Source organism: Bariatricus sp. HCP28S3_D3 (genome assembly GCF_052065755.1).
GTDB lineage: Bacteria > Bacillota > Clostridia > Lachnospirales > Lachnospiraceae > Allocoprococcus.
Window position 1 is genome coordinate 82,656 of record NZ_JBQHTK010000006.1, and the last position, 23,768, is coordinate 106,423.

Annotated in this window: 20 protein-coding genes; 19 read left to right on the forward strand and 1 reads right to left on the reverse strand. The window is 44.8% G+C overall.

The features are described 5' to 3' along the window. Positions 1 to 48 precede the first annotated feature (48 nt). The 9 genes from plsX (at position 49) to ACTNB3_RS06835 (ending at position 10,292) form a co-directional block, all read left to right on the forward strand. Entirely contained in the window at positions 49 to 1,074 is a 1,026-nt protein-coding gene (plsX, locus tag ACTNB3_RS06795; protein ID WP_441024865.1) for a phosphate acyltransferase PlsX, read from the forward strand. A gap of 20 nt (positions 1,075 to 1,094) precedes the next feature. After that, positions 1,095 to 1,325 (forward strand): acyl carrier protein, encoded by a 231-nt coding sequence (gene acpP, locus ACTNB3_RS06800; RefSeq protein WP_427806495.1) that lies wholly within the window; start codon positions 1,095 to 1,097, stop codon positions 1,323 to 1,325. Between the two features lie 53 nt (positions 1,326 to 1,378). After that, positions 1,379 to 2,071, forward strand: coding sequence for a ribonuclease III (gene rnc, locus ACTNB3_RS06805; protein WP_427806496.1), 693 nt, complete (start codon positions 1,379 to 1,381; stop codon positions 2,069 to 2,071). A gap of 10 nt (positions 2,072 to 2,081) precedes the next feature. Continuing rightward, positions 2,082 to 5,642 carry a chromosome segregation protein SMC gene (gene smc, locus ACTNB3_RS06810; RefSeq protein ID WP_441024866.1) on the forward strand — a complete coding sequence of 1,187 codons (3,561 nt, stop codon included), beginning with the start codon at positions 2,082 to 2,084 and terminating at the stop codon, positions 5,640 to 5,642. Between the two features lie 16 nt (positions 5,643 to 5,658). Beyond that, positions 5,659 to 6,606, forward strand: coding sequence for a signal recognition particle-docking protein FtsY (ftsY, locus tag ACTNB3_RS06815; protein ID WP_427806498.1), 948 nt, complete (start codon positions 5,659 to 5,661; stop codon positions 6,604 to 6,606). Beyond that, positions 6,600 to 7,814, forward strand: coding sequence for a threonine ammonia-lyase (ilvA, locus tag ACTNB3_RS06820; RefSeq protein WP_427806499.1), 1,215 nt, complete (start codon positions 6,600 to 6,602; stop codon positions 7,812 to 7,814). Before ftsY ends, ilvA begins: the two co-directional genes overlap by 7 nt. Before the next feature lie 16 nt (positions 7,815 to 7,830). Continuing rightward, positions 7,831 to 8,301, forward strand: a complete 471-nt coding sequence (locus ACTNB3_RS06825) for a DUF1653 domain-containing protein (protein WP_427819800.1) — start codon at positions 7,831 to 7,833, stop codon at positions 8,299 to 8,301. A gap of 130 nt (positions 8,302 to 8,431) precedes the next feature. Further along, the gene (locus ACTNB3_RS06830) at positions 8,432 to 9,070 is read left to right on the forward strand and encodes a GntR family transcriptional regulator (RefSeq protein ID WP_427819801.1); all 639 of its coding nucleotides are present in this window, start codon (positions 8,432 to 8,434) and stop codon (positions 9,068 to 9,070) included. 25 nt (positions 9,071 to 9,095) lie between these two features. Beyond that, a complete protein-coding gene (locus ACTNB3_RS06835) occupies positions 9,096 to 10,292 on the forward strand; it encodes an NADP-dependent isocitrate dehydrogenase (protein WP_441016987.1) in 1,197 nt (398 codons plus the stop codon). Between the two features lie 43 nt (positions 10,293 to 10,335). Here ACTNB3_RS06835 and ACTNB3_RS06840 read toward each other — a convergent pair whose 3' ends face one another. Continuing rightward, positions 10,336 to 12,261: an ABC-F family ATP-binding cassette domain-containing protein gene (locus tag ACTNB3_RS06840; protein WP_427806503.1), complete on the reverse strand. Its 1,926-nt coding sequence runs from the start codon at positions 12,259 to 12,261 to the stop codon at positions 10,336 to 10,338. A gap of 143 nt (positions 12,262 to 12,404) precedes the next feature. Between ACTNB3_RS06840 and ACTNB3_RS06845 the strand changes: the two genes are divergently transcribed. The 10 genes from ACTNB3_RS06845 to ACTNB3_RS06890 all read left to right on the forward strand — a co-directional run bounded on the left by ACTNB3_RS06845 (position 12,405) and on the right by ACTNB3_RS06890 (position 23,751). Then, on the forward strand, positions 12,405 to 13,055 hold the full coding sequence (locus ACTNB3_RS06845) for a redox-sensing transcriptional repressor Rex (RefSeq protein WP_427806504.1): 651 nt from the start codon (positions 12,405 to 12,407) through the stop codon (positions 13,053 to 13,055). Positions 13,056 to 13,152: 97 nt separating this feature from the next. Next, positions 13,153 to 14,676 (forward strand): NAD(P)H-hydrate dehydratase, encoded by a 1,524-nt coding sequence (locus ACTNB3_RS06850; protein ID WP_441024868.1) that lies wholly within the window; start codon positions 13,153 to 13,155, stop codon positions 14,674 to 14,676. Beyond that, positions 14,673 to 15,839, forward strand: coding sequence for an alanine racemase (gene alr, locus ACTNB3_RS06855; protein WP_441024869.1), 1,167 nt, complete (start codon positions 14,673 to 14,675; stop codon positions 15,837 to 15,839). Before ACTNB3_RS06850 ends, alr begins: the two co-directional genes overlap by 4 nt. A gap of 92 nt (positions 15,840 to 15,931) precedes the next feature. Further along, the gene (locus tag ACTNB3_RS06860) at positions 15,932 to 16,279 is read left to right on the forward strand and encodes a type II toxin-antitoxin system PemK/MazF family toxin (protein WP_427806611.1); all 348 of its coding nucleotides are present in this window, start codon (positions 15,932 to 15,934) and stop codon (positions 16,277 to 16,279) included. 22 nt (positions 16,280 to 16,301) lie between these two features. Further along, on the forward strand, positions 16,302 to 17,141 hold the full coding sequence (locus ACTNB3_RS06865) for a hemolysin family protein (protein WP_427819805.1): 840 nt from the start codon (positions 16,302 to 16,304) through the stop codon (positions 17,139 to 17,141). An 89-nt stretch (positions 17,142 to 17,230) separates the two neighbouring features. Further along, positions 17,231 to 17,962, forward strand: coding sequence for a YebC/PmpR family DNA-binding transcriptional regulator (locus ACTNB3_RS06870; protein ID WP_427806508.1), 732 nt, complete (start codon positions 17,231 to 17,233; stop codon positions 17,960 to 17,962). Positions 17,963 to 17,984: 22 nt separating this feature from the next. Continuing rightward, positions 17,985 to 18,746 (forward strand): CFI-box-CTERM domain-containing protein, encoded by a 762-nt coding sequence (locus ACTNB3_RS06875; RefSeq protein WP_441024870.1) that lies wholly within the window; start codon positions 17,985 to 17,987, stop codon positions 18,744 to 18,746. An 11-nt stretch (positions 18,747 to 18,757) separates the two neighbouring features. Continuing rightward, positions 18,758 to 20,038 (forward strand): O-acetylhomoserine aminocarboxypropyltransferase/cysteine synthase family protein, encoded by a 1,281-nt coding sequence (locus ACTNB3_RS06880; RefSeq protein WP_441024871.1) that lies wholly within the window; start codon positions 18,758 to 18,760, stop codon positions 20,036 to 20,038. Positions 20,039 to 20,336: 298 nt separating this feature from the next. After that, the gene (locus ACTNB3_RS06885; RefSeq protein WP_427806612.1) at positions 20,337 to 20,981 is read left to right on the forward strand and encodes a ClpP family protease; all 645 of its coding nucleotides are present in this window, start codon (positions 20,337 to 20,339) and stop codon (positions 20,979 to 20,981) included. Between the two features lie 109 nt (positions 20,982 to 21,090). Then, the gene (locus ACTNB3_RS06890; protein WP_441024873.1) at positions 21,091 to 23,751 is read left to right on the forward strand and encodes a DNA translocase FtsK 4TM domain-containing protein; all 2,661 of its coding nucleotides are present in this window, start codon (positions 21,091 to 21,093) and stop codon (positions 23,749 to 23,751) included. The last annotated feature ends 17 nt before the right edge of the window (positions 23,752 to 23,768 follow it).

Consider the following 23,768-nt stretch of genomic DNA (forward strand, 5'->3'; position numbering starts at 1 on the left):
ATCAAGATCGGGCTTTGTACCGGTCCAGATATGTCAGGAGGTAACAGTATGAAGGAAATGACAAAGATCGCAGTGGATGCGATGGGTGGAGATAACGCACCGAAGGAGATCATAAAAGGTGCAGTCGAAGCTGTGCAGAAGCGCGACGATATTCAGGTAATTCTGACAGGAAAAGAAGAAGTCATAGCAGACGAACTTGCCGGATATACTTACAACAAAGAACAGATCACCATTGTGAACACGACAGAGGTGATTGAGACCGCGGAACCGCCGGTCATGGCGATCCGAAGGAAGAAAGACTCATCCATAGTGGTCGGGCTGAAACTTGTGAAGGAGAAGAAAGCAGACGCGTTTGTTTCGGCAGGAAGCTCCGGAGCAGTGCTGGCCGGAGGGCAGCTTCTGGTAGGACGCATCAAGGGAGTCGAAAGGCCGCCCCTTGCACCGCTGATTCCAACGGAGAAGGGATTTGCTCTTCTGATCGACTGTGGAGCGAATGTGGATGCAAGACCATCGCATCTGGTACAGTTCGCAAAAATGGGTTCCATTTACATGAAACACGTGATGGGTGTCAAGAATCCAAAGGTTGGAATCGTGAATATCGGTGCGGAAGAAGAAAAAGGGAATGCGTTGGTGAAGGAGACATTTCCGCTTTTGAAAGAATGCAGGGATATCAATTTCACGGGAAGTATTGAAGCGAGAGAGATTCCGCATGGTCAGGCCGATGTGATCGTCTGTGAAGCGTTCGTCGGCAATGTTATTCTGAAACTGTACGAAGGAGTCGGTTCTGTTCTGATCAGTAAGATGAAGAAAGGAATGATGACGAGCCTCCGCAGCAAAATTGGCGCACTTCTGGTGAAGCCGGCGCTGAAATCCACGATGAAGGATTTTGATGCCAGTGAATATGGAGGCGCTCCGCTGCTTGGTCTTAACGGACTGGTTGTGAAGACGCATGGAAGTTCCACTTCTAAAGAAGTCTGCAATTCTATTTTACAGTGCGTGACATTTAAGGAACAGCGTATCAATGAAAAAATCAAAGAATGTATTCAGGCTGGTGAAGAACCGGTTAATATGTAAGGAAAGAAAGGGCAACAGTTATGGAATTTGAGAAATTAAAAGAAATTATCGCCGATGTATTAGGATGCAACCCGGATACAATTACTCCGGACACAACATTTGTGGACGATCTGGGAGCAGATTCCTTGGATATTTTCCAGATTATTATGGGAATTGAAGATACTTTTGATATTGAAATTGATAACGAAGATGCGGAGAAGATTGCAACTGTCGGTGACGCAGTTGAGCAGATTAAGAACGCAATTAATTAGGCATAATAAAGGAAAAGCCCGTAACAGGGCTTTTTCTTTTAGAAGAGGATAATATGAGCAGAAATTTAAAAGAATTGGAGAAAAAAATCAGTTACAGTTTTTCGGATGAAGGTCTTCTGAAACATGCGATGACGCACAGCTCTTATGTGAACGAAAAACGCCTGAAAAAGACAGACTGCAATGAAAGGCTGGAATTCCTGGGGGATGCAGTACTGGAACTGGTCTCAAGTGAATATTTATTTTTCGAGAATCCAAAGATGCCGGAAGGGGAGCTGACGAAGCTTCGTGCCAGTATGGTATGTGAAAAGGCGCTTGCTTTCTGTGCGCGTGATCTGGATCTGGGAGATTTCCTTCTGTTGGGAAAGGGAGAAGATGCAACCGGGGGAAGGAAGAGGGATTCAATCACTTCGGATGCGCTGGAGGCCTTGATCGGCGCTATATATCTGGATGGTGGTTTTGCTAATGCAAAAGAGTTCATTTTGAACCATGTGTTAAATGATCTGGAAGGAAAAAGACTCTTTTATGATAGCAAGACTATCTTGCAGGAACTTGTCCAGGGAAATTCAGAGAAGGGAATCTGTTACGAGCTTGTCGGTGAAGTGGGACCGGATCACAATAAATCCTTCCAGGTGGAGGTCCGGATCGGGGATACGACTTACGGACAGGGAATCGGCCGCACCAAGAAGGCTGCGGAACAGGAGGCTGCTTATCAGGCGATTTTGAAACTGAAAAACAGAAAGGCTTAGCAGGTGAAGCATGTATTTAAAAAGTATAGAGATACAGGGATTCAAATCGTTTGCGAATAAGATTGTATTTGAGTTTCATAACGGTATTACTGGAATCGTGGGTCCAAACGGGAGCGGAAAGAGCAATGTATCGGATGCCGTTCGGTGGGTTCTTGGAGAACAAAGAGTTAAGCAGCTTCGCGGAGGAAGTATGCAGGACGTTATTTTTTCGGGGACAGAGAACAGGAAACCGCTCAGCTATGCGTCGGTTGCCATTACACTGGATAATTCGGATCATAAACTGCCGGTGGACTTTGAAGAGGTCAAGGTTACGAGAAAACTGTATCGTTCAGGGGAAAGCGAGTATCTGATCAATGGAAGCGCCTGCCGTCTTAAGGATATTAATGAGATGTTCTACGATACGGGTATCGGTAAAGAAGGATATTCGATCATCGGGCAGGGACAGATTGATAAGATTCTGAACGGTAAACCGGAAGAACGAAGAGAACTCTTTGATGAAGCGGCTGGTATCGTAAAGTTTAAACGACGGAAAAATATGTCTCTGAAAAAGCTGGAAGAAGAGCAGCAGAATCTGGTTCGTGTCAATGATATTCTCGGAGAGCTGGAGAAACAGTTCGGGCCTTTGCAGAAACAGGCAGAGACAGCGAAGATTTACTTGAAGAAGAAAGAAGAACTGAAGCGGTACGACATCAATATGTTTCTTATGGAAACGATGCGTCTGAAAGAGCAGATGAAAGATGTGGACCAGAAGCTTACAATTGCAAAGAATGAGCTTGATGAGGCAAATCAGCAGTATGAGGATATGAAGAACGAATACGAGCTCATTGAGAATCAGGTAGATGAGATCGATGCGTCTATTGAGAAGGCAAAGAGTCAGTTGAATGAGACGACACTCTTGAAGCAGCAGCTGGAAGGCCAGATCGAGCTCCTTAAGGAGCAGATCAAGAGTGCCCGCATGAATGATGAACATTATGAGAAGCGGGCCAGAACGATTGATCTCGAACTGGAAGAACGTATAAAACAGAAAAAGACACTGGAAAAAGAACATAAAGAAATCGCAGAGAAGCTGTCTTCGGAAGAGGCAAGGCAGGAACAGGCTAAGACTGTACTTGTTTCAGTTCAGTCCCAGATTGCACAGATCACCGCGAAGATTGAACACCATCAGAATGAAATCATGGAAGTACTGAACGGCCGAGCTTCTACGAAAGCGAAACTCCAGCATTATGATACGATGCTGGAACAGATCAAGGTGCAGAGAGCGCAGCTTTATAAACGACTGGTAGAAGCTGAGAGTGATGCCCAGCGGCATCGTGACGAGCGTAAGATCTATGAGGATGAACTGAGACGCATTTCCCAAAAAATCGTAGATTCTGTGAATAAAGTGAAAGCTTATGAAGCTGATATTGAGAGAATGCAGAAGGAAATTGCGGATAAGAATGAAAAACTCCGGATTGGGCAGACTGCATTTCACAGGGAACAGTCCAGACTTGAGTCTCTGAAAAATATTACCGAACGCTATGATGGATACGGAAACAGCATCCGGAAAGTTATGGAGAAAAAAAGCAGTGTTCCGGGGCTCGTCGGAGTTGTTGCAGATATCATCAAAGTAGATAAAAAATATGAAATCGCTGTCGAGACGGCTCTTGGCGGAAGTATCCAGAACATTGTAACTTCGGATGAAGAAACTGCTAAAGAGATGATCGGTTATCTGAAGAAAAATAAATTCGGACGTGCAACCTTTCTCCCACTGACTGCTATCCGGCCCGGACAGGGAATCGGGAAACCGGAAGTATTAAAAGAAAAAGGTGTGATCGGAACAGCAGACACACTGGTCAGCGTGGAGCCGAAGTTTGAAAAACTTGCAGCTCATCTTCTGGGGCGAACGCTTGTGGTGGACCATATTGATACTGGAATTGCACTTGCAAGGAAATACCATCAGACTTTGCGAATTGTAACTCTGGAAGGAGATCTTATGAACCCGGGCGGTGCTATGAGTGGAGGGGCATTTAAGAACAGCAGCAATCTGCTCAGCAGAAGGCGCGAAATCGAAGAGTTTGAGAAAACAGTACTGCTCCTTGAGAACGAGATGAAGGAAGCACAGGCGGAAGTCGATGCTGCCCGTTCGAAGCGTGCGGAGCTTTATGCGAAAGTAGAAGAAATACAACAAAACCTGCAGAAGGATTATGTCGAACAGAATACTGCAAAAATGAATCTGGATCAGGTGGATGCGAAACAGAAGTACACCAGAGAAAATACAGAAGGCATGCATAAAGAGCGGGAAGAACTGGAACACCGCGTGCATGAAATCGAAGAAAACCAGGAATCTATTCAGGTAGAACTGGAAACCAGTGAGCAATTGGAAAAAGAGCTTTCAACAAAAGTCGATGAACTGCAGATGCAGTTGGAAAAAGAGCGAGCGGAAGAAAGCACTGCCGTACAAAAAAATGAAAATATCCATCTGACTTATGCAGCCCTGGATCAGAAGAATGCATTCATTGAGGAGAATCTGAATCGTATCAGTGAAGAAATTGTGAAATTTGAGGAAGAACTGGCATCCTTAGATGCAAGCAAGGGCGAGAACTCCGGTGAAATTGAAGAGAAAGAAAAGCAGATCGCAGAAATTCGAAAGACCATCGATGATTCAGGAGAACTCTTTACGGAATTGAAAACCCAGATTGAAGAATCGCGTGAAAAACGCGAGAAACTGAATCAGAAGAACAAGGCTTTCCTTGGAAAAAGGGACGAATTGTCGAAACATATGGCAGAACTGGACAAGGAAGTTTTCCGTCTGGACAGCCGGAAAACCGGCTATGAGGAAGCATCTGAAAAACAGATCAATTATATGTGGGAAGAGTATGAACTTACTTACAACAGGGCTCTTGAGATACGAGATGAAAATCTGACAGATCTGTCTATGATGAAGAAGCGGATCCAGGAATTGAAGGCAGAAATTAAAGCACTCGGTTCGGTCAATGTCAATGCAATAGAGGATTTTAAAAATCTTGCGGAACGATATGAGTTCCTGAAAGGTCAGCATGACGATCTGGTCGAAGCGGAGACAACACTTACGAAGATTATCGAGGAACTGGATGAAGCGATGAGAAAACAGTTCACCGAGCAGTTCGGGCGTATCGCGCAGGAATTCAATCAGGTTTTCAAAGAACTATTTGGTGGAGGAAAGGGTACACTGGAGCTGATGGAGGATGCAGATGTTCTGGAAGCGGGCATCCGGATCATCGCACAGCCACCGGGCAAGAAACTGCAGAATATGATGCAGCTTTCCGGTGGAGAGAAGGCGTTGACCGCGATTGCGCTGCTTTTTGCGATCCAGAATCTGAAACCATCGCCCTTCTGTCTGCTGGATGAGATCGAAGCAGCACTGGATGATTCCAATGTAACCAGATTTGCACAGTATTTACATAAACTTACAAAATATACACAGTTCATTGTGATCACGCATCGTAGAGGTACCATGACGGCGGCAGACCGCCTCTACGGTATTACCATGCAGGAGAAAGGCGTGTCTACGCTTGTGTCTGTCGATCTTCTGGAAAATGAACTGGATCAGTAGGAATGGGAGGCATTATATGGCTGAAGAGAAAATGGGATTTTTTAAACGACTTGTGTCCGGGCTTACTAAGACCAGAAACAATATTGTATCGGGCATTGACAGTATTTTCCACGGATTTACCAATATTGACGAAGATTTTTATGAAGAGCTGGAAGAAATTCTGATCATGGGAGATCTGGGAGTAAAGGCCACTTATGCGATTCTTGAGGATCTGCGCAAAAAAGTTAAAGAGCAGCACATCAAAGAGCCGATCGCATGTAAGCAGCTTCTGATCGACAGCATCAAAGAACAGATGTATGTAGGAGAGACGGCTTATGAATTTGAAGAAAGAACATCGGTAGTTCTGGTGATTGGAGTAAATGGGGTTGGCAAGACGACAACCATTGGAAAGCTAGCGGGAAAACTGAGAGACCAGAACAAAAAAGTTGTCCTTGCGGCAGCAGATACATTCCGTGCGGCAGCCGGTGAACAGCTAAGAGAATGGGCAAACCGTTCCGGGGCCGATCTGATCGGCGGGCAGGAAGGAGCGGATCCGGCAGCCATCGTTTATGATGCGGTCCAGGCTGCTAAAGCGAGAAAGGCCGACGTACTGCTGTGTGATACGGCGGGAAGACTTCATAATAAAAAGAATCTGATGGAAGAGCTGAAGAAGATCAATCGTGTGCTGGAGAGAGAATATCCGGAAGCGTACCGCGAGACTCTGGTCGTGCTGGATGGAACGACCGGTCAGAATGCACTTGCACAGGCCAGAGAATTCAGTGAAGTTGCAGACATTACCGGTATCATTCTGACGAAGATGGACGGTACCGCAAAAGGAGGAATTGCCGTTGCGATTCAGGCAGAACTCGGAATACCTGTTAAATATATCGGAGTGGGAGAATCCATTGATGATCTGCAGAAATTTGATTCAGATCAGTTTGTAAACGCTTTATTTACGACAGAAGAAGGAGAAGAGACATGTTAACGTTAGAGAAATTTGAAGAAGCAAGCGAGATTGTAAAACGGGTCACCAAACCTACCAAACTGGTTTACAGTGAGCATTTAAGCGCACAGACCGGAGCTAAAGTATATCTGAAACCGGAAAACATGCAGTATACAGGTGCCTATAAGCTCAGAGGCGCTTATTATAAGATCAGTACCTTGTCAGAGGAAGAACGCGCCAGAGGACTGATCGCTGCATCCGCAGGAAACCACGCACAGGGTGTCGCATATGCCGCAAAAGCCTTTGGATGTAAGGCTACCATCGTTATGCCGACCGTTACCCCACTCATCAAAGTCAATCGTACCAAGAGTTACGGAGCGGAAGTGGTACTTCACGGAGATGTCTATGATGATGCCTGTGCAAAGGCTTATGAGCTGGCGGAGGAGCACGGCTATACATTTGTTCATCCGTTTGATGATCTTGATGTTGCAACAGGACAGGGAACGATCGCGATGGAAATCGTGCAGGAACTTCCGACGGTCGATTATATCTTTGTGCCGATCGGCGGAGGCGGACTGATCACGGGTATTTCTACACTTGCGAAAATGCTGAATCCTAAGATCAAAGTGATCGGTGTGGAACCGGCAGCAGCAGCCAGTATGAAAGCGGCCGTAGCGGCAGGCCATGTTGTGACTCTTCCGAGCGCAAATACGATCGCAGATGGTACCGCTGTAAAAACAGTTGGTGAAAAGACGCTTCAGTATGTTATGGAAAATGTAGACGATATCCTTACAGTAGAAGATGATGAACTGGTCGGTGCATTCCTTGATATGGTCGAGAATCACAAAATGGTTGTCGAAAACTCAGGACTTCTTTCTGTGGCTGCTTTAAAACAGATGGATCTGACAGGCAAAAAGGTTGTTTGTATCTTAAGCGGCGGTAATATGGATGTCATTACCATGTCATCCATCGTACAGCATGGATTGATTCAGAGAGACCGTATTTTCTCTGTATCCGTACTTCTTCCGGATAAACCGGGTGAACTTGTGCGCGTCGCAAAGACAATTGCTGATGAACAGGGAAATGTAATTAAACTGGAGCATAATCAGTTTGTCAGCATTAATCGAAATGCTGCCGTTGAACTCAGAGTCACCATGGAAGCATTTGGAACGGAACACAAAAACAGAATTATTCAGGCATTGGAGCGAGAAGGATTCCGTCCTAAAACAATCAGTGCCAAACTCTATTAGATAAGGGATGAGAATCATGAAACAAGGCAGAATGCCGAAAGTCGGTGAGTGTTACAGACATTTTAAAGGGAATCGTTATCGCGTACTTGCAATTGCAAAGCATACAGAGCGTGCAGAAGAGCTTGTCGTCTATGAAGGACTTTACGGAGAACATCCGGTATTTGCACGACCTTTGGAAATGTTTCTGGAGCAGGTCGATAAGAGAAAATTCCCGGATGCAGATCAGGAATATCGGTTTGAACTGGAGGAAGAGACCGCAGTGGCGGATGAGGAGGAACAGAGTCTGATCATGCGATTTCTTGATCTGAGCAGCAACGAAGAAAAACTGCGGTTCCTTCAAAAATATAAAACAGAACTCACAGATGAATTCCTTTCCGCCGCTGCGCAGAGTATGGATTTTACAGAAAATGCACAGACGATGGAAATGCGATACCAGCAGTTGGTAAAATACATCAAGACATTGATGAAGTATGAAAAACGGATGTAGCAGAAAAAATAATCTAGCCTATTGACAATAAATGTATCGTTGTATACAATGATACAAAAATGAGCCAGGTTTACTTGGGTCAGATTTTATATTGACCCCAACAAAAAATATAGTTTTCAGGAGCAGAATCATGGATAAATATTCACTGAGGGGACAGGTTTTTCAGGAGATCCGCGAGGACATTCTGAAAGGCAAATTTAAGGAAAATGAAGAATTACGAGAAGCAACACTGGGTAAGGAACTTGGAGTCAGCAGGACGCCGGTTCGGGAAGCACTCCGTCAGCTGGAGCTGGAGGGGCTGGTTCACATTATTCCGAACAAAGGGGCCTATGTGACGGGCATTACGGAGAAGGACGTGCATGATATCTATATGACGCGTTCCATGCTTGAAGGCCTATGTGCACGTTGGGCGGCTGAGCACATTTCAGAGGAGCAGATTCAGGAAATGGAAGAAGTCCTGCTTCTTACAGAATACCACTTGGATCGTGGAAATGCCGAACAGCTTGCAGAACTTGACGGAAAGTTTCATGAGGTTCTTTATGACGCAAGTCAGAGCCGGATACTCAGACATATTCTTTCTGATTTTCATAAATATGTTCAGGTGGCAAGAAAACGATCCGTGAAGAAAGAAGACAGGGCAAAAAAATCTCTGGAAGAACACCGGGAGATCCTGAATGCACTACGGACCGGAGATGCGGACCGTGCAGAAGAACTGGCACATATTCATATCCTGAATGTTATGGAGAATCTTCATATTGAGCAGGAATAACAGGCAAAAGAAAGGAAGAGTAAGCATGAGCAAGATTCAGATGACGACACCAATTGTTGAGATGGACGGAGATGAGATGACAAGGATCCTGTGGAAGATGATCAAGGAGCATCTTCTTCTTCCGTATATTGATTTGAAGACAGAATATTATGATCTGGGCCTGAAACACAGAGACGAGACAAACGATCAGGTTACTGTGGATTCTGCAATCGCAACGAAGAAATATAAGGTTGCAGTAAAATGTGCAACGATCACTCCGAACGCAGCCCGTGTGAAAGAGTATAATCTGAAAGAAATGTGGAAGAGCCCGAATGGAACCATTCGTGCGATCCTTGACGGTACTGTATTCCGTGCACCCATCGTTGTAAAAGGAATTGAACCTTGTGTAAAGAACTGGAAAAAGCCGATCACGATTGCAAGACATGCTTACGGGGATGTTTACAAAGGTTCTGAAATGAAGATCCCGGGTGCCGGAAAGGTAGAACTGGTTTATACCGCAGAGGACGGAACCGAGACGAGAGAGCTGGTTCATAATTTTACCGGATCCGGAATTGTTCAGGGCATGCATAATATTGATCAGTCAATCGAGAGTTTTGCAAGAAGCTGTTTTAACTATGCACTGGATACGAAACAGGATCTCTGGTTTGCAACGAAAGATACGATTTCCAAGAAATACGACCATACCTTTAAAGATATTTTTCAGGAGATTTTTGATGCAGATTACAAAGAGAAGTTTGAAGAAGCCGGAATCGAGTATTTCTATACGCTGATCGACGATGCCGTAGCACGTGTGATGAAGTCTGAAGGCGGTTATATCTGGGCATGTAAGAACTATGACGGTGATGTGATGAGTGACATGGTTTCTTCCGCATTCGGATCACTGGCCATGATGACTTCCGTGCTGGTATCTCCGGAAGGATACTATGAATATGAGGCAGCACACGGAACGGTACAGCGGCACTATTACAAGCACCTGAAAGGAGAAGAAACATCTACTAACTCCGTGGCAACGATCTTTGCATGGACGGGGGCACTCAGAAAACGTGGTGAGATGGATGGAAATCAGGAGCTGATGGATTTTGCCGATAAGCTGGAAAAGGCAACGATCGATACAATTGAAAGCGGAAATATGACTAAAGATCTTGCACTGATCACGACGCTTCCAAATCCGACTGTATTGAACAGCGAAGATTTTATCAAAGCGATCGCTGAGAGATTGTAAATAAAAACAGGAAAAACGCGCCGATAAGGCGCGTTTTTAACAGTTATTCAGCCAGCTCTTCCCATTTTTCATAGAGCTCTTCCAGCTCTTCTTCATTTGCAGCCTTTTCCTTTGCCAGTTCCTGACACCGGACGGAATTGGTATAGATTTCTTCCTGCATAAGAAGCGTATCGATCTCCTGGTTTCGTTCTTCCAGCCGGGTAATGCGTTCTTCCGTCTTTTTCAGTTCGTTCTGACGCTTCCGGATTCTTGCTTGTTCTTCTTTCTGTTCCTGCCAGCTCATTTTGGACTGGGACATTGAAGAAGTGCCTTCATTCGTAGATTGCTTGTCTGAAATATTGCCACCGGCGTATGCCGTCGTGAGTTCCTCTTTCTTTTCGAGATAGTAATCGTAGTTTCCAATATAATTTACAAAAGTATGGTTCACCAGGTCAAGAATACGCGTGGCTGTCTGGTTGATGAAATAACGGTCATGGGACACATAAAGTACGGTTCCGGTGTACTCATTCAATGCATTTTCCAAAATTTCTTTCGAAGCGATGTCCAGGTGGTTCGTAGGCTCGTCCAAAATCAGGAAGTTCGCCTCGGAGAGCATCAGCTTTGCAAGAGATACTCGTCCGCGTTCTCCGCCGCTCAAATCACCGATCATCTTAAATACATCATCGCCTGTGAATAAAAATGCAGCTAGAACATTCCGGATCTGTGTATTCGTAAGTGTCGGATAATCATCGGAGATCTCTTCAAAGATCGTTTTTTCCATGTGAAGTACGTGATGTTCCTGATCGTAGTAACCGATATGTACATTGGTTCCCAGTGTAAAGCTTCCCGAATCCGCCGCGATCACATTGTTCAAAATCTTAAGCAGTGTCGTTTTCCCTGTTCCGTTATCGCCTACGATGGCTACATGTTCACCTCGCTTAATCTCGAAGCTGACATCCTGAAAAAGGACCTGGGGAGCAAATGATTTTCCAAGGCCTTCAACGCGAAGCACGTCGTTCCCGCTAACACAGGAAGGCTCCAGGCTTAAATGAATATCGGTATTCAGCTCAACCGGTTTTTCAACAGGTGTGATTTTGTTTAACAGCTTTTCCCGGCTTTCCGCACGTCGGATTGATTTCTCCCGGTTGAAGGAACGAAGCTTTTCGATGACTGCCTCCTGATGCTTGATTTCCCGTTGCTGATTCAGATATTCTTTCAGCCTTGCGTCTCTGAGCTGCTGTTTCTTCTGGGCATAATCTGAATAATTTCCCATATATGTCATCAGTGTACCGTTTTCAATCTCCAGCACTTTCGTTACGACACGATTCAAAAAATAACGGTCGTGGGAGACGATGAGCACTGCACCGGAGTAATTCAGCAGGTAGTTCTCAAGCCATGCGATTGAATTCATATCCAAGTGATTGGTAGGCTCATCCAGCAGTAAAATATCCGGTTTCGTCAGCAGAAGTTTGCCGAGGGAAACACGTGTCTTCTGGCCGCCGGAAAGGGCGTCCACCGGTTTCTGAAATTCATCCTCAGTAAACCCAAGGCCTTTAAGAACACCGACCAGTTCGCTTTTATAAGAATAGCCGTCAGCACGTTCAAATGCAGCGGTAAGTCTATGATAAGTGTCAAGTTTCATCTGAAGTGCGTCACCGGTCAGCGTACTGATTTCCAGTTCCAGTGCACGAATCTGACGTTCCATTTCGATAATCTCAGATTTGGCGGTGCGGACTTCTTCGTAAATGGTATTCCCGCTCATCAGGTCCTGGTGCTGGGCAAGATAGCCCATTGTTTTTCCTTTGGTAAGAATTACATCACCGTCATCACTATTCAATTCACCGACGATCATTTTCAAAATTGTGGATTTCCCGGCGCCGTTCAGACCGACCAGCGCCGCTTTCTCACGGTCTTCTATATGAAAGGAGCCTTTATTCACAATAACCTGCTCCCCAAAGGATTTCGTTAAATTGTGGCATGCCAGTATCATTTTCAAACCTCCTTATACTGTAGAAATAGGTACTGTCTACCTCATTATATCGGAAATACAATAAAAAACAACTATTAAGTTTGACTTTTTTATGTCATTTTTATATAATGAAATTTAGAATAAGAATGGAAGGTGGATGTCAGGTGGAAGAAAGAGAAATATCTCAGGCAGTAATCAGAAGACTTCCGAGATACTATCGTTATCTTGGCGAATTGCTGGAACACGGTGTGGAACGAATATCCTCCAACGATTTGAGCAAGAGAATGAAAGTAACTGCATCCCAGATTCGTCAGGACCTTAATAATTTTGGTGGATTTGGACAACAGGGATACGGGTATAATGTAAAATACTTATATACGGAAATAGGGAAAATTCTGGGACTGGACAACCAACATAACATGGTCATTATCGGTGCCGGTAATCTTGGACAGGCACTGGCTAATTATGCAGCATTTGAAAAAAGAGGTTTTGTATTAAAAGGATTATTTGACGTGAATCCACGACTTGTGGGAATTACGATCCGCGGTGTGGAGATCCGGATGATGGATGAACTGAGTGATTTTATTCAGAAGAATGATATTGAAATCGGAGTACTTGCGATTCCGAAGACAAGAGCCATAGATGTTGCGAATGTTCTGGTTGATAATGGTGTGCGGGCGATCTGGAATTTTGCACATACAGATTTGAATCTTCCGGATAATATTATTGTTGAGAACGTGCATTTATCGGAGAGTCTGATGAGACTTTCATACAATATAACACGTTATAATATGGAACATACAGATAATTCATAATTCGACAGAATGTGTTACACACATTTTGCCTGAATCGGCGTAATGAGAGAAGAGTTCCGGCTGCGGGGCTCTTTATTGCGTATTGGAAGGTGAGAATATGAAATATATATTGACGGCTGAACAGATGAAAGCGGCGGACGGAAGAATGATCCATGAGATCGGGATTCCTTCGCTGGTATTGATGGAACGTGCGGCGCTTCAGTGTATGGCTGCAATGAAAGAAGAGCAGATTGATCTGTCCTATGCACTGGTGGTATGCGGCTCCGGCAACAACGGTGGAGACGGATTCGCGGTGGCAAGACTGCTTGCCGAAGAAGGAAAAAGGGTCGATGTGTGTTTTGCCGGAAAATTGGAATCCAGGAGTGAAGAAACGAAGCAGCAGATGCATATTCTGGAAAATCTGGGCGTGTCTGTAGGAAACACTTTACCGGAGAAGGAATATAGTGTTATTATAGATGCCGTATTTGGAATCGGGCTTTGCCGAAATATCGAAGGACATTACCAGAATGTGATTGAACAAATGAACCGGTATCAGGGATACAAAGTTGCGATTGATACTCCGTCCGGAATTTCCGCTGACACCGGGGAAGTACTGGGATGTGCGTTCCGGGCTGATTTGACAGTCACGTTTGCATACGCTAAGGCAGGTCAGGTTTTCTTTCCGGGTTCCGAGTATGCGGGGAAAGTACTGGTAAAGGATATCGGCATTACGGATCCGGGCTTTGAAAACCGGGACGATCTTTATTTTATGCTGGAAAAACAGGATGTGATTTCCAGGATGCCGGAGAGAAAGCCGGATTCCAATAAAGGAAGCTATGGAAGGGTTCTTCTTATTGCCGGAAGTAGGGGAATGTCGGGGGCAGCGTACTTAAGTGCCCATGCGGCGTACATGGTAGGCGCAGGCCTTGTACGGATATACACGGAAGAATCCAACAGACAGATTCTTCAGCAGCTTCTGCCGGAAGCTATTATCACGACTTATGATGAGATGGCCTTAGATTGTTTCCGGGAACTTCCAGATCTGCTTCAATGGGCAGATATGGTCTGCATCGGATGCGGACTTGGAATTTCAGAGTATTCGCGGAGACTTTTTAAAATGACGCTGGAAATGAACCGGAAGCCGTGTGTGATTGATGCGGACGGTCTCAATCTTCTTGCGGAATTTACCGAAGAAGAGCGAAGAAAATGGGCGCGCCAGAAAGAACAGTATGTGCTGACACCTCATATGAAAGAAATGTCAAGATTGACAGGATATCCTGTTGCAGAACTAAAGAATCATAGGAACGCTCTTCTACGTGAGTTTGTTGAAAAAATGCAGGTCGTTTGTGCCATGAAAGATAGCAGAACACTCGTCGCAGCTTGCGGACATCCGACGTTTCTGAATTCATCCGGAAATGCAGCAATGGCGAAGGCCGGTTCCGGTGACGTGCTGGCAGGAACGATTGCCGGCCTGATGGCTCAGAACCTCCCGACTTTTGACGCGGCTGTGTTGGGAGTATATCTGCACGGCCTTGCCGGAGATACGGCAAGAGAAGAATGTGGATCCTACAGTGTGCTTGCTGAAGATCTCATCCGGGGGCTTGGCAGAACACTAAAAACTTTGGAGGAAAACTTGAAATGAAGACATATAACAGACTGCGTGCAGTGATCGATCTCGATGCAGTAATGTATAACATGCAAATGATGTATCGTAATATTAAAAACGATGCGCGGATGATCGTTGTCGTGAAAACGGACGGATACGGACATGGTGCCGTACCGATTGCAGAAATGTTAGAAGATGTGGAGTACGTATGGGGATATGCTGTGGCAACATTGGAAGAAGGGATCCTGCTTCGAAAAGCTGGGATTGGAAAACCGATTCTTTGCCTCGGATGCATTTTCCCGGATCAGATGGAAGCGATGATTCGGCATCAGATCCGTATGACGGTCTATGACGGTGAACTGGCAGCTCTGGCATCGGCAAAAGCAGAAGAACTGGGAATGAATGCAATCTTTCATATTAAGATTGATACCGGAATGTCCAGACTCGGATTTGCGCCGGATGACGTAAGCGTGAACGCAATCGAAAAGATCAGTCATCTTCCATGTGTAGAGCTGGAAGGAATGTTTACACATTTTTCGCGGGCTGATGAGAAAAATAAGGAGATCACAGATCAGCAATTTACTTCATATATCCGGGTTAAAGAAGAACTGGAGAAAAGGGGTATCCATTTCTCACTACTTCATGTATCAAACAGTGCTGCGATCATCGATCAGCCGGAATTGAATCTGAATCTTGTGAGAGCGGGCATATCTACTTACGGTATGTACCCTTCTGAGGAAGTGAGAAAAGATTCGGTTCCATTGAAACCGGCTATGGAATTGATTTCCCATATCACATATTTGAAATGGATTGAAAAAGGGACTGCCGTCAGCTATGGTGGAACCTTTGTAGCGGATCGGAGAATGCAGATTGCAACAGTACCGGCCGGGTACGGTGACGGGTATCCCAGGAGTCTGTCCAATAAAGGATATGTTTTGATTCATGGGAAGAAAGCGCCGATCGTTGGAAGAGTCTGCATGGACCAGTTCATGGTTGACGTGACAGATATTCCTAATGTGAAGTTTGAAGATAAGGTTACCCTGATTGGTGAAAATGAAGGGGTGTATCTTCCGGTTGAAACGTTAAGTGAATTATCCGGAAGGTTTAATTATGAATTTGTCTGTGACATCAATAAACGTGTTCCCCGGGAATATATTCGCGGCGGAGAGGTAGTAAGGCAGATAGATTATTTTGAATAGAATATTATAAGTAAGAATGAAAAGTATGCATGGAATACTTCTGATGAAAGATGGGAATACTTCTTGTATCTTGAAATCGGAGAGTGAATGAAGTGCAGGTAAGACGTGGAGATATCTATTATGCAGATTTAAGTCCGGTAGTCGGCTCAGAACAAGGAGGCATCCGTCCGGTGCTGATCATCCAGAACGATATAGGCAACAGGCACAGCCCAACTGTGATTTGTGCAGCTATAACATCCCGAATGAATAAGGCAAAACTGCCTACACATGTTGAAATCGATTCGGGACGGTACAAAATCGTGAAGGATTCTGTAGTCCTGCTGGAGCAGATACGCACAATCGACAAGCAGCGACTGAAAGATTTAGTCTGTCATGTGGACCGGGAACTGATGAGAAAAGTTGATGAGGCATTGTGTGTCAGTCTGATGCTTCATACATAGTAAAGGAGAAACTGAAATAATTATGGAAGAAGGCAATAGTTTACTTCAGAAAATGAGAAGAGTCTTTTCGGAAAATGAAGATCAGGAGCGGGTGGCTGAAGAAATTATAGAGAAGATTGAGGAAGGCTATCAGAAAGGTGTTCTTGCAAAGCGCGAAATGAAGATGATCTGTAATGTTTTCGGATATATGGATTCTGAAGCAAAAGATATCATGACCCATCGTAAAAATATTGTGGGCCTGGACGGAAATACAACACTTTCAGATGCAATCAGATTTATTCTTGAAGAGAATAATTCCAGGTTTCCGGTCTATGAGGAGGATATTGACAATATTATCGGGATCGTCCATCTCAGAGATGCCATGAAATGTTATCTGGATGATTCTTTAAGAAATGTCCGGATCAAGGATCTGAAAGAGATCATCCGGCCGGTAAGCTTTGTCCCTGAGACAAAAAGTATCGATAAGTTGTTTCAGCAGATGCAGAAAGACAAACGGCATATGGTCATCGTTCTCGATGAATACGGACAGACCGTAGGAATTGTTACGATGGAAGATATCATCGAAGAGATCGTCGGCAATATTCAGGATGAATATGATGAAGAAGAGGAGCTGATCACAAGTCAGCCGGACGGTACATATATCGTAGACGGAATGGCACAGCTTGAAGATCTGGAAGAAATACTGGGCATTAATTTTGAAGAAGAGGATTATGACACGATCAATGGTTATCTGATCGATTGCCTTGACAGAATTCCCTCTGAAGACGAAAAATGCACGGTACAATTTGAAGGATATGTGTTCCAGGTACTGTCAGTTGATAACAATACCATCCGCAAAGTACGGATTATGAAGATGAAGTAACAGTTGGTTCTTGTCAGGAACCGAAAAGAGTGCTAAAATAAAATGATTAATATTTTAGTGAATACTATACGAACAGAGAGGTAAATACAATGTCTGGACATTCAAAGTTTGCGAATATCAAGCATAAAAAAGAAAAAAATGATGCTGCGAAGGGAAAAATCTTTACGAAGATCGGCCGTGAGATTGCAGTTGCTGTAAAGGAAGGCGGCGGAGCTGATCCTGCAAATAACAGCAGACTTCGAGATGCAATAGCAAAAGCAAAGGCAAATAATATGCCGAATGACAATATCGAACGAAGCATCAAGAAAGCAGCGGGAGATGGAGACGCGAACAATTATGAACATATCGTTTATGAAGGATATGGCCCGAACGGTACAGCAATCATTGTCGATGCGCTGACTGACAATCGTAACCGTACCGCGTCAAATGTACGAAGCGCTTTTACGAAAGGAAAAGGCAATATCGGAACCTCCGGCTGCGTTTCCTTCATGTTTGACAAGAAGGGACAGATCATTATCGATAAGGAAGAATGTGAACTGGATGCGGATGATCTGATGATGCAGGCACTGGATGCAGGTGCAGAAGATTTCTCAGAGGAAGAAGACAGCTTTGAGATCCTTACTTCACCGGATGATTTCAGTGAGGTCCGTCTTGCACTTGAGGAAGCAGGAATCCCGATGGCAAGTGCGGAAGTGACCATGATCCCGCAGACATGGGTGACACTGGAAAGTGAAGAAGATATCAAAAATATTCAGAAGACCTTAGATCTTCTTGAGGATGATGACGACGTGCAGGAAGTGTACCACAACTGGGAAGAATAATTCCGGAACGGAGGAATCAGATATGACTCATAACACGAAGGAAGAACTGGAGAGATTGTTCAAACTGGCTGTTCCTCTTGCGAAGGAATTTAACAAACGTACATATTCTGATTTGTTCCAGAGCAAATATGAGGAATTCAAGCCCCTTTTTGATGCAATTGAACGGGAGTGTGCAGAAGCTGATAATCCGGATGAGGCGGTGGAAGAGGTAGCGTCCGTGATTCCCGATGCCATGCATCAGATTCTGGAAAAAGCCGGATCCAAACGTAAGAAAGAACAAATTCTGATGAATTACAATATGGGAATGGTGTCTTTCATTATCCCGATGATGCGTTACGGCAGGACACCTGTGTGTGAGAAAGTCGTAGACCGTATGATTGTTTTGTGGAACGATAACGGGCTGGAGATGGATCTTGGCAAATCATCATATGAAGATATTGAGGGCGGATTCAAAGCACGGATGTGCTATATAACCACTGCAGTCTGTGAGGGCCTCGGCAAGCCGGATCATTGTTATGAACTGGAAACACTGAGAAATTACCGTGACGGATATCTGGCAAATTCCGAAGGTGGTATGCAGATCATTCGAGAATACTATGATATAGCGCCGACTATTGTTAAGAGGCTTGGACGCAGCACAGATGCGGGAGAGGTTTATCTGGAAATCTGGAAACAGTATCTTGAGCCATGTGTCAGGCTGATAGAGGATGGAAAACCGGCAGAGTGTAAGGAAGTGTACACCGATATGGTACGCACTCTGAAGACAAAATACTTATATTCTTAGGGGGACTCAACATGAGCGATTACAGAATGGAGACGAAGTGTATTCAATCAGGATATACACCGAAGAACGGCGAACCGCGTGTTCTGCCGATTTATCAAAGTACAACATTTAAATATGACGACAGCGATCAGATGGGAAAATTGTTTGATCTGGAAGCTTCCGGATATTTCTACACAAGGCTGCAGAATCCAACCAATGATGCTGTCGCAGCAAAGATCTGTGATATGGAGGGCGGATATGCAGCGATGCTAACGTCATCCGGACAGGCGGCAAATTTCTACGCAATCATGAATATTGCGGAAGCAGGAGATCATATTATCTGTTCTTCTGCTGTATATGGCGGTACATACAATCTTTATGCACATACCATCCGCAAGATGGGCATCCAGGCAACTTTCGTTGATCCGGACTGCACACCGGAAGAACTTGATGTGGCTTTCCGGGAGAACACGAAAGCTGTTGTCGGTGAGACGATTGCCAATCCGGCACTTACTGTACTGGATATTGAAAAATTTGCCAAAGCAGCACATGCACATGGAGTCCCGCTGATCGTTGATAATACATTTGCAACACCGATCAACTGCCGCCCGTTTGAATGGGGCGCGGATATTGTTACACATTCCACCACCAAATATATGGATGGTCATGCATCCTGTGTCGGCGGTGCGATCGTTGACAGCGGTAACTTTGACTGGACAAAATATGCGGATAAGTTCCCGGGACTTACCACTCCGGATGAGACATATCATGGGCTGGTTTATACGGAGCGTTTCGGTAAAGGAGCATACATTACAAAAGCGACTTCCCAGATGATGCGAGATCTTGGATCTATCCAGTCACCGCAGAATGCGTTTCTTCTTAATATCGGCCTGGAGACACTGCATCTTCGTATGCCCAGACATTGCGAAAATGCGCTGAAGGCTGCTGAGTTCCTGAAGAGCCAGGAAAAAGTTGCATGGGTGAACTGCCCATCTATGGAAGGTGATAAATATTATGATCTTGCCAAGAAATATATGCCAAACGGTACTTGCGGTGTCATTACATTCGGTCTGAAAGGTGGTCGCGATGCAGCTGTGAAGATGATGGACAGTCTTAAGATGATTGCGATTGTGACTCATGTCGCAGATGCGAGAAGTTGTGTTCTTCATCCGGCAAGCCATACACATCGTCAGATGAATGATAAAGAACTTCTGGAAGCAGGAGTACAGCCGGATCTGATCCGTTTCAGTGTGGGCATTGAAAATATTGACGATATTATTGATGACCTGAAACAGGCACTGGAAGCAGTATAGTTAATAAAATGATTTAGGGAGATTGTGAAAAAGCAGTCTCCCTTTTTGTTGCCATGCAGATGAGAAAAATGATCCCGCGAACCATTTTTGAGTATAGTATTTCCTTCCCCTGTGCATACTTTTATTTGCAGAGAACCGTGTTCTGAATGAAATGTGTATAGAAAGAGAGGGAGCAATAATGGAAGACAGTGATGTGAAAGAATATCAGATACGTAAGCGATCCAACATGAGTGAGACAGAGGCAAATGACAAGAAAGAACCGGAAAATCTATCGGAGGAAGACATTCATATCCGGGAAATGGGAACACTTCCGCTTGAAGAAGGTCATGCACACCGAATTGAACTTCTGACGGTGATAGGAGAAGTTGAAGGACATGAAGCGGTGTCCGGAAATACGAAGGCAACCAAATATGAACATCTTCTACCTAAGCTGGCCCAGATCGAAAATAGTGAGGAAGTTGACGGAGTACTGATCCTTCTTAATACACTCGGAGGTGATGTGGAGGCAGGATTAGCCATTGCAGAAATGATAGCTTCCCTCAGTAAACCGACCGTTTCGCTGGTACTTGGCGGCTGTCATTCTATTGGAGGGCCACTGGCGGTTTCGGCGGATTATTCTTTCATTGTTCCGAGTGGCACCATGATCATTCATCCAGTCAGAACCAGCGGTATGTTTATCGGTGTCATGCAGAGCCTTCGAAATATGGAGAAGACGCAGGATCGGATTACCGGATTTCTGGCTGCCCACTCAAAGATGAGTCAGGAACGCATTGAAGAACTGATGCTGGATCCGACACAATTGGTAAAAGATGTAGGTACGATGCTCGACGGAGAGCAGGCCGTGAGAGAAGGTCTCATTGATGAAGTAGGCGGAATCAGTCAGGCTTTGAAAAAATTGCATGAAATGATCCGGGAAAAACAAAAAAAGTCTGATGAAAATTAAGTAATGACACGAACGGCGGCTAATGCTATAATAGTATAGTATGTATAAAATCAGCCGATTATTAAACCGGCAAAGATAAAAGGGGTATATTTGATAAGGGGGAAGTTTTATGGCTTCAAAAACAGAGGGAAAGAAAAAAACGTCAAGGACTTCCACCTCTTCTAAATCGAAGGGGAGAAGTCAGACAAAAAAGAAAACAGGGAATACCGGGGGAGCAAAAAAGACAAAAACAGCTGCAGCTGCCTCTCAGAACAGTTTTATTGCAGGAGAGATTTTGATTTGGGTGACATTGGCAGTGAGTATTCTCCTTGTAATCAGTAATTTCGGGCTGGCAGGATTTGTCGGAGCGAAGATCGCTGGAGTGATGCAGAAATATATCGGATGGATGGCGTATGTATTCCCGATCCTGTTATTTTGCGGAGTTGCTTTTGTGGTTTCTAATAGAGGAAATTCGGTTGCATATATAAAAATATCGGCCGCCGCCGTACTTACAATTCTGTTGTGTGTGCTTCTCCAGCTTCTGAATGACAGAGGCGGACTGATTGGTGAAGGTATTGCAGATCTGATGGTGCCTGCGATCGGAGTGGCCGGTACATATGTTGTCGTAGTGATTCTGATGATCATCTGCATTGTGTTGATCACAGAACGCTCTGTTTTACGCGGAGTGAGAAAGGGAAGCGAGAAGGCTTATGACCGCGCGCGTGAAGATATGCAGCGTCACAGAGAAGAATCTATCGAGAAGAAGATGCAGAAGGAGCAGATTCGCGAACAGGAAAGGGAACAGAAGCGGATGGATCACCAAGTCTCCGGTGTGTCGTTTAATACCACACTGGACAGGAAGCTGGAAGAGCCGAAAACCGAATCGGAAACCGATAAGAAAGAACAGAAAAAACGCACATCGAGAGTGAAAGCAACAAAGCGTTCGAAACAAGATGTTAACACGGTGATTGCAGGGGCGGAAGAGGCAGCAGCGAAGCATATAATGGAGCAGACTGGTCAGATTGCACTTGACGATGTTGTAATTAACCGTGCAATGCCGCTTTCTGCAGTAGAGTTGAAACCGGAGCCCGAACCGGAACCGTCTGTAAATCCGGCTGAGCATGTCCCGGATTTCCTGAAAGATGCGATGGAAGAAGCAAAGGCAGCATCCGGGAAAACACAGCCGGAGACTGTTTCAGAAAGAATCACAGCTCAGGATCATACGGCGGATGTTCCTCAGAATAAACGCAATTCATCAAAAATGAAGGCAGATGTCTCGAAAGAAACAGCGGATGTGGAACAAATCATATCACAGACACAGATGCCGAAAGAGTACAGCTTCCCACCCATTTCTCTTCTTAAGAAGGGATCAGGAAGCGGCGGGGATTCCGATAAGCATCTTAGAGAGACTGCCATGAAGCTTCAGAAGACACTCCAGACATTTGGGGTCAATGTTACAATTACGAACATCAGCTGTGGACCTTCTGTTACCAGATATGAACTGCAGCCGGAAATGGGCGTGAAAGTCAGTAAAATCGTTGGCTTGGCCGATGATATCAAGCTGAATCTTGCTGCTGCCGATATCCGAATAGAAGCACCGATCCCGGGAAAAGCGGCGGTTGGAATCGAAGTTCCGAATAAGGAAAATTCTACAGTCATGCTGCGTGATCTGCTGGAGTCTGATGAGTTTAAAAAGAATAAATCAAAAATTGCATTTGCTACAGGTCGGGACATTGCCGGAAAGGTTGTTGTGTCTGATATTGCGAAAATGCCGCATCTTCTTGTAGCAGGAGCAACCGGTTCCGGAAAATCCGTCTGTATCAATACATTGATCATGAGTATTCTTTATAAAGCAAAACCGGATGAAGTAAAACTGATTATGGTAGACCCGAAAGTAGTAGAACTAAGTGTCTATAACGGGATTCCGCATCTTCTGATCCCGGTTGTAACGGATCCCAAGAAAGCGGCAGGTGCGCTGAATTGGGCGGTTGCAGAAATGAATAAGCGGTATCAGCTTTTTGCTGAATACAATGTAAGAGATATCAAAGGTTTCAATGACAGAGTAGAAAATATCAAAGATATTGACGATCCTGATAAGCCGCAGAAGATGCCGCAGATCGTGATTATCGTAGATGAGCTTGCAGATCTCATGATGGTTGCACCAGGAGATGTGGAAGAATCGATCTGCCGTCTTGCCCAGCTTGCACGTGCAGCCGGAATCCATCTGGTACTTGCGACACAGAGACCATCGGTTAATGTCATTACCGGTCTGATCAAAGCAAATATGCCGTCAAGAATCGCATTTTCCGTCTCATCGGGGGTCGATTCCAGAACGATTATTGACATGAACGGGGCAGAGAAACTTCTCGGAAAAGGTGATATGCTTTTCTATCCGGCAGGATATCAGAAACCTGTGCGTGTTCAGGGAGCATTTGTTTCTGACAAAGAAGTACAGAATGTTGTCGAGTATCTGAAAGAAAACAGTGGCAAGATCACTTACAACGAAGATATCCAGAACCACGTTAATCTGAATCCGTCGGCTGCTCAGGCATCCGGAGGAGCGGATGACCGGGATGTTTATTTCGTGGAAGCAGGCAAATTTATTATTGAGAAAGATAAAGCATCGATCGGCATGCTTCAAAGAATATTCAAGATTGGATTTAACCGTGCAGCACGAATTATGGATCAGCTTGCAGAAGCCGGGGTTGTAGGCGAGGAAGAAGGAACAAAACCAAGAAAAGTGCTGATGTCGATGGAAGAATTTGAACAATATATAGAAGAATACGTTTAGAAAAACGGAAGGAGACG

Bases quoted from the DNA above. Each gene is read 5' to 3' on its own strand.
- plsX (WP_441024865.1), top strand. From the start codon at position 49: ATGAAGGAAATGACAAAGATCGCAGTGGATGCGATGGGTGGAGATAAC.
- acpP (WP_427806495.1), top strand. From the start codon at position 1,095: ATGGAATTTGAGAAATTAAAAGAAATTATCGCCGATGTATTAGGATGC.
- rnc (WP_427806496.1), top strand. From the start codon at position 1,379: ATGAGCAGAAATTTAAAAGAATTGGAGAAAAAAATCAGTTACAGTTTT.
- smc (WP_441024866.1), top strand. From the start codon at position 2,082: ATGTATTTAAAAAGTATAGAGATACAGGGATTCAAATCGTTTGCGAAT.
- ftsY (WP_427806498.1), top strand. From the start codon at position 5,659: ATGGCTGAAGAGAAAATGGGATTTTTTAAACGACTTGTGTCCGGGCTT.
- ilvA (WP_427806499.1), top strand. From the start codon at position 6,600: ATGTTAACGTTAGAGAAATTTGAAGAAGCAAGCGAGATTGTAAAACGG.
- ACTNB3_RS06825 (WP_427819800.1), top strand. From the start codon at position 7,831: ATGAAACAAGGCAGAATGCCGAAAGTCGGTGAGTGTTACAGACATTTT.
- ACTNB3_RS06830 (WP_427819801.1), top strand. From the start codon at position 8,432: ATGGATAAATATTCACTGAGGGGACAGGTTTTTCAGGAGATCCGCGAG.
- ACTNB3_RS06835 (WP_441016987.1), top strand. From the start codon at position 9,096: ATGAGCAAGATTCAGATGACGACACCAATTGTTGAGATGGACGGAGAT.
- ACTNB3_RS06840 (WP_427806503.1), bottom strand. From the start codon at position 12,261: ATGATACTGGCATGCCACAATTTAACGAAATCCTTTGGGGAGCAGGTT.
- ACTNB3_RS06850 (WP_441024868.1), top strand. From the start codon at position 13,153: ATGAAATATATATTGACGGCTGAACAGATGAAAGCGGCGGACGGAAGA.
- alr (WP_441024869.1), top strand. From the start codon at position 14,673: ATGAAGACATATAACAGACTGCGTGCAGTGATCGATCTCGATGCAGTA.
- ACTNB3_RS06865 (WP_427819805.1), top strand. From the start codon at position 16,302: ATGGAAGAAGGCAATAGTTTACTTCAGAAAATGAGAAGAGTCTTTTCG.
- ACTNB3_RS06870 (WP_427806508.1), top strand. From the start codon at position 17,231: ATGTCTGGACATTCAAAGTTTGCGAATATCAAGCATAAAAAAGAAAAA.
- ACTNB3_RS06875 (WP_441024870.1), top strand. From the start codon at position 17,985: ATGACTCATAACACGAAGGAAGAACTGGAGAGATTGTTCAAACTGGCT.
- ACTNB3_RS06880 (WP_441024871.1), top strand. From the start codon at position 18,758: ATGAGCGATTACAGAATGGAGACGAAGTGTATTCAATCAGGATATACA.
- ACTNB3_RS06885 (WP_427806612.1), top strand. From the start codon at position 20,337: ATGGGAACACTTCCGCTTGAAGAAGGTCATGCACACCGAATTGAACTT.
- ACTNB3_RS06890 (WP_441024873.1), top strand. From the start codon at position 21,091: ATGGCTTCAAAAACAGAGGGAAAGAAAAAAACGTCAAGGACTTCCACC.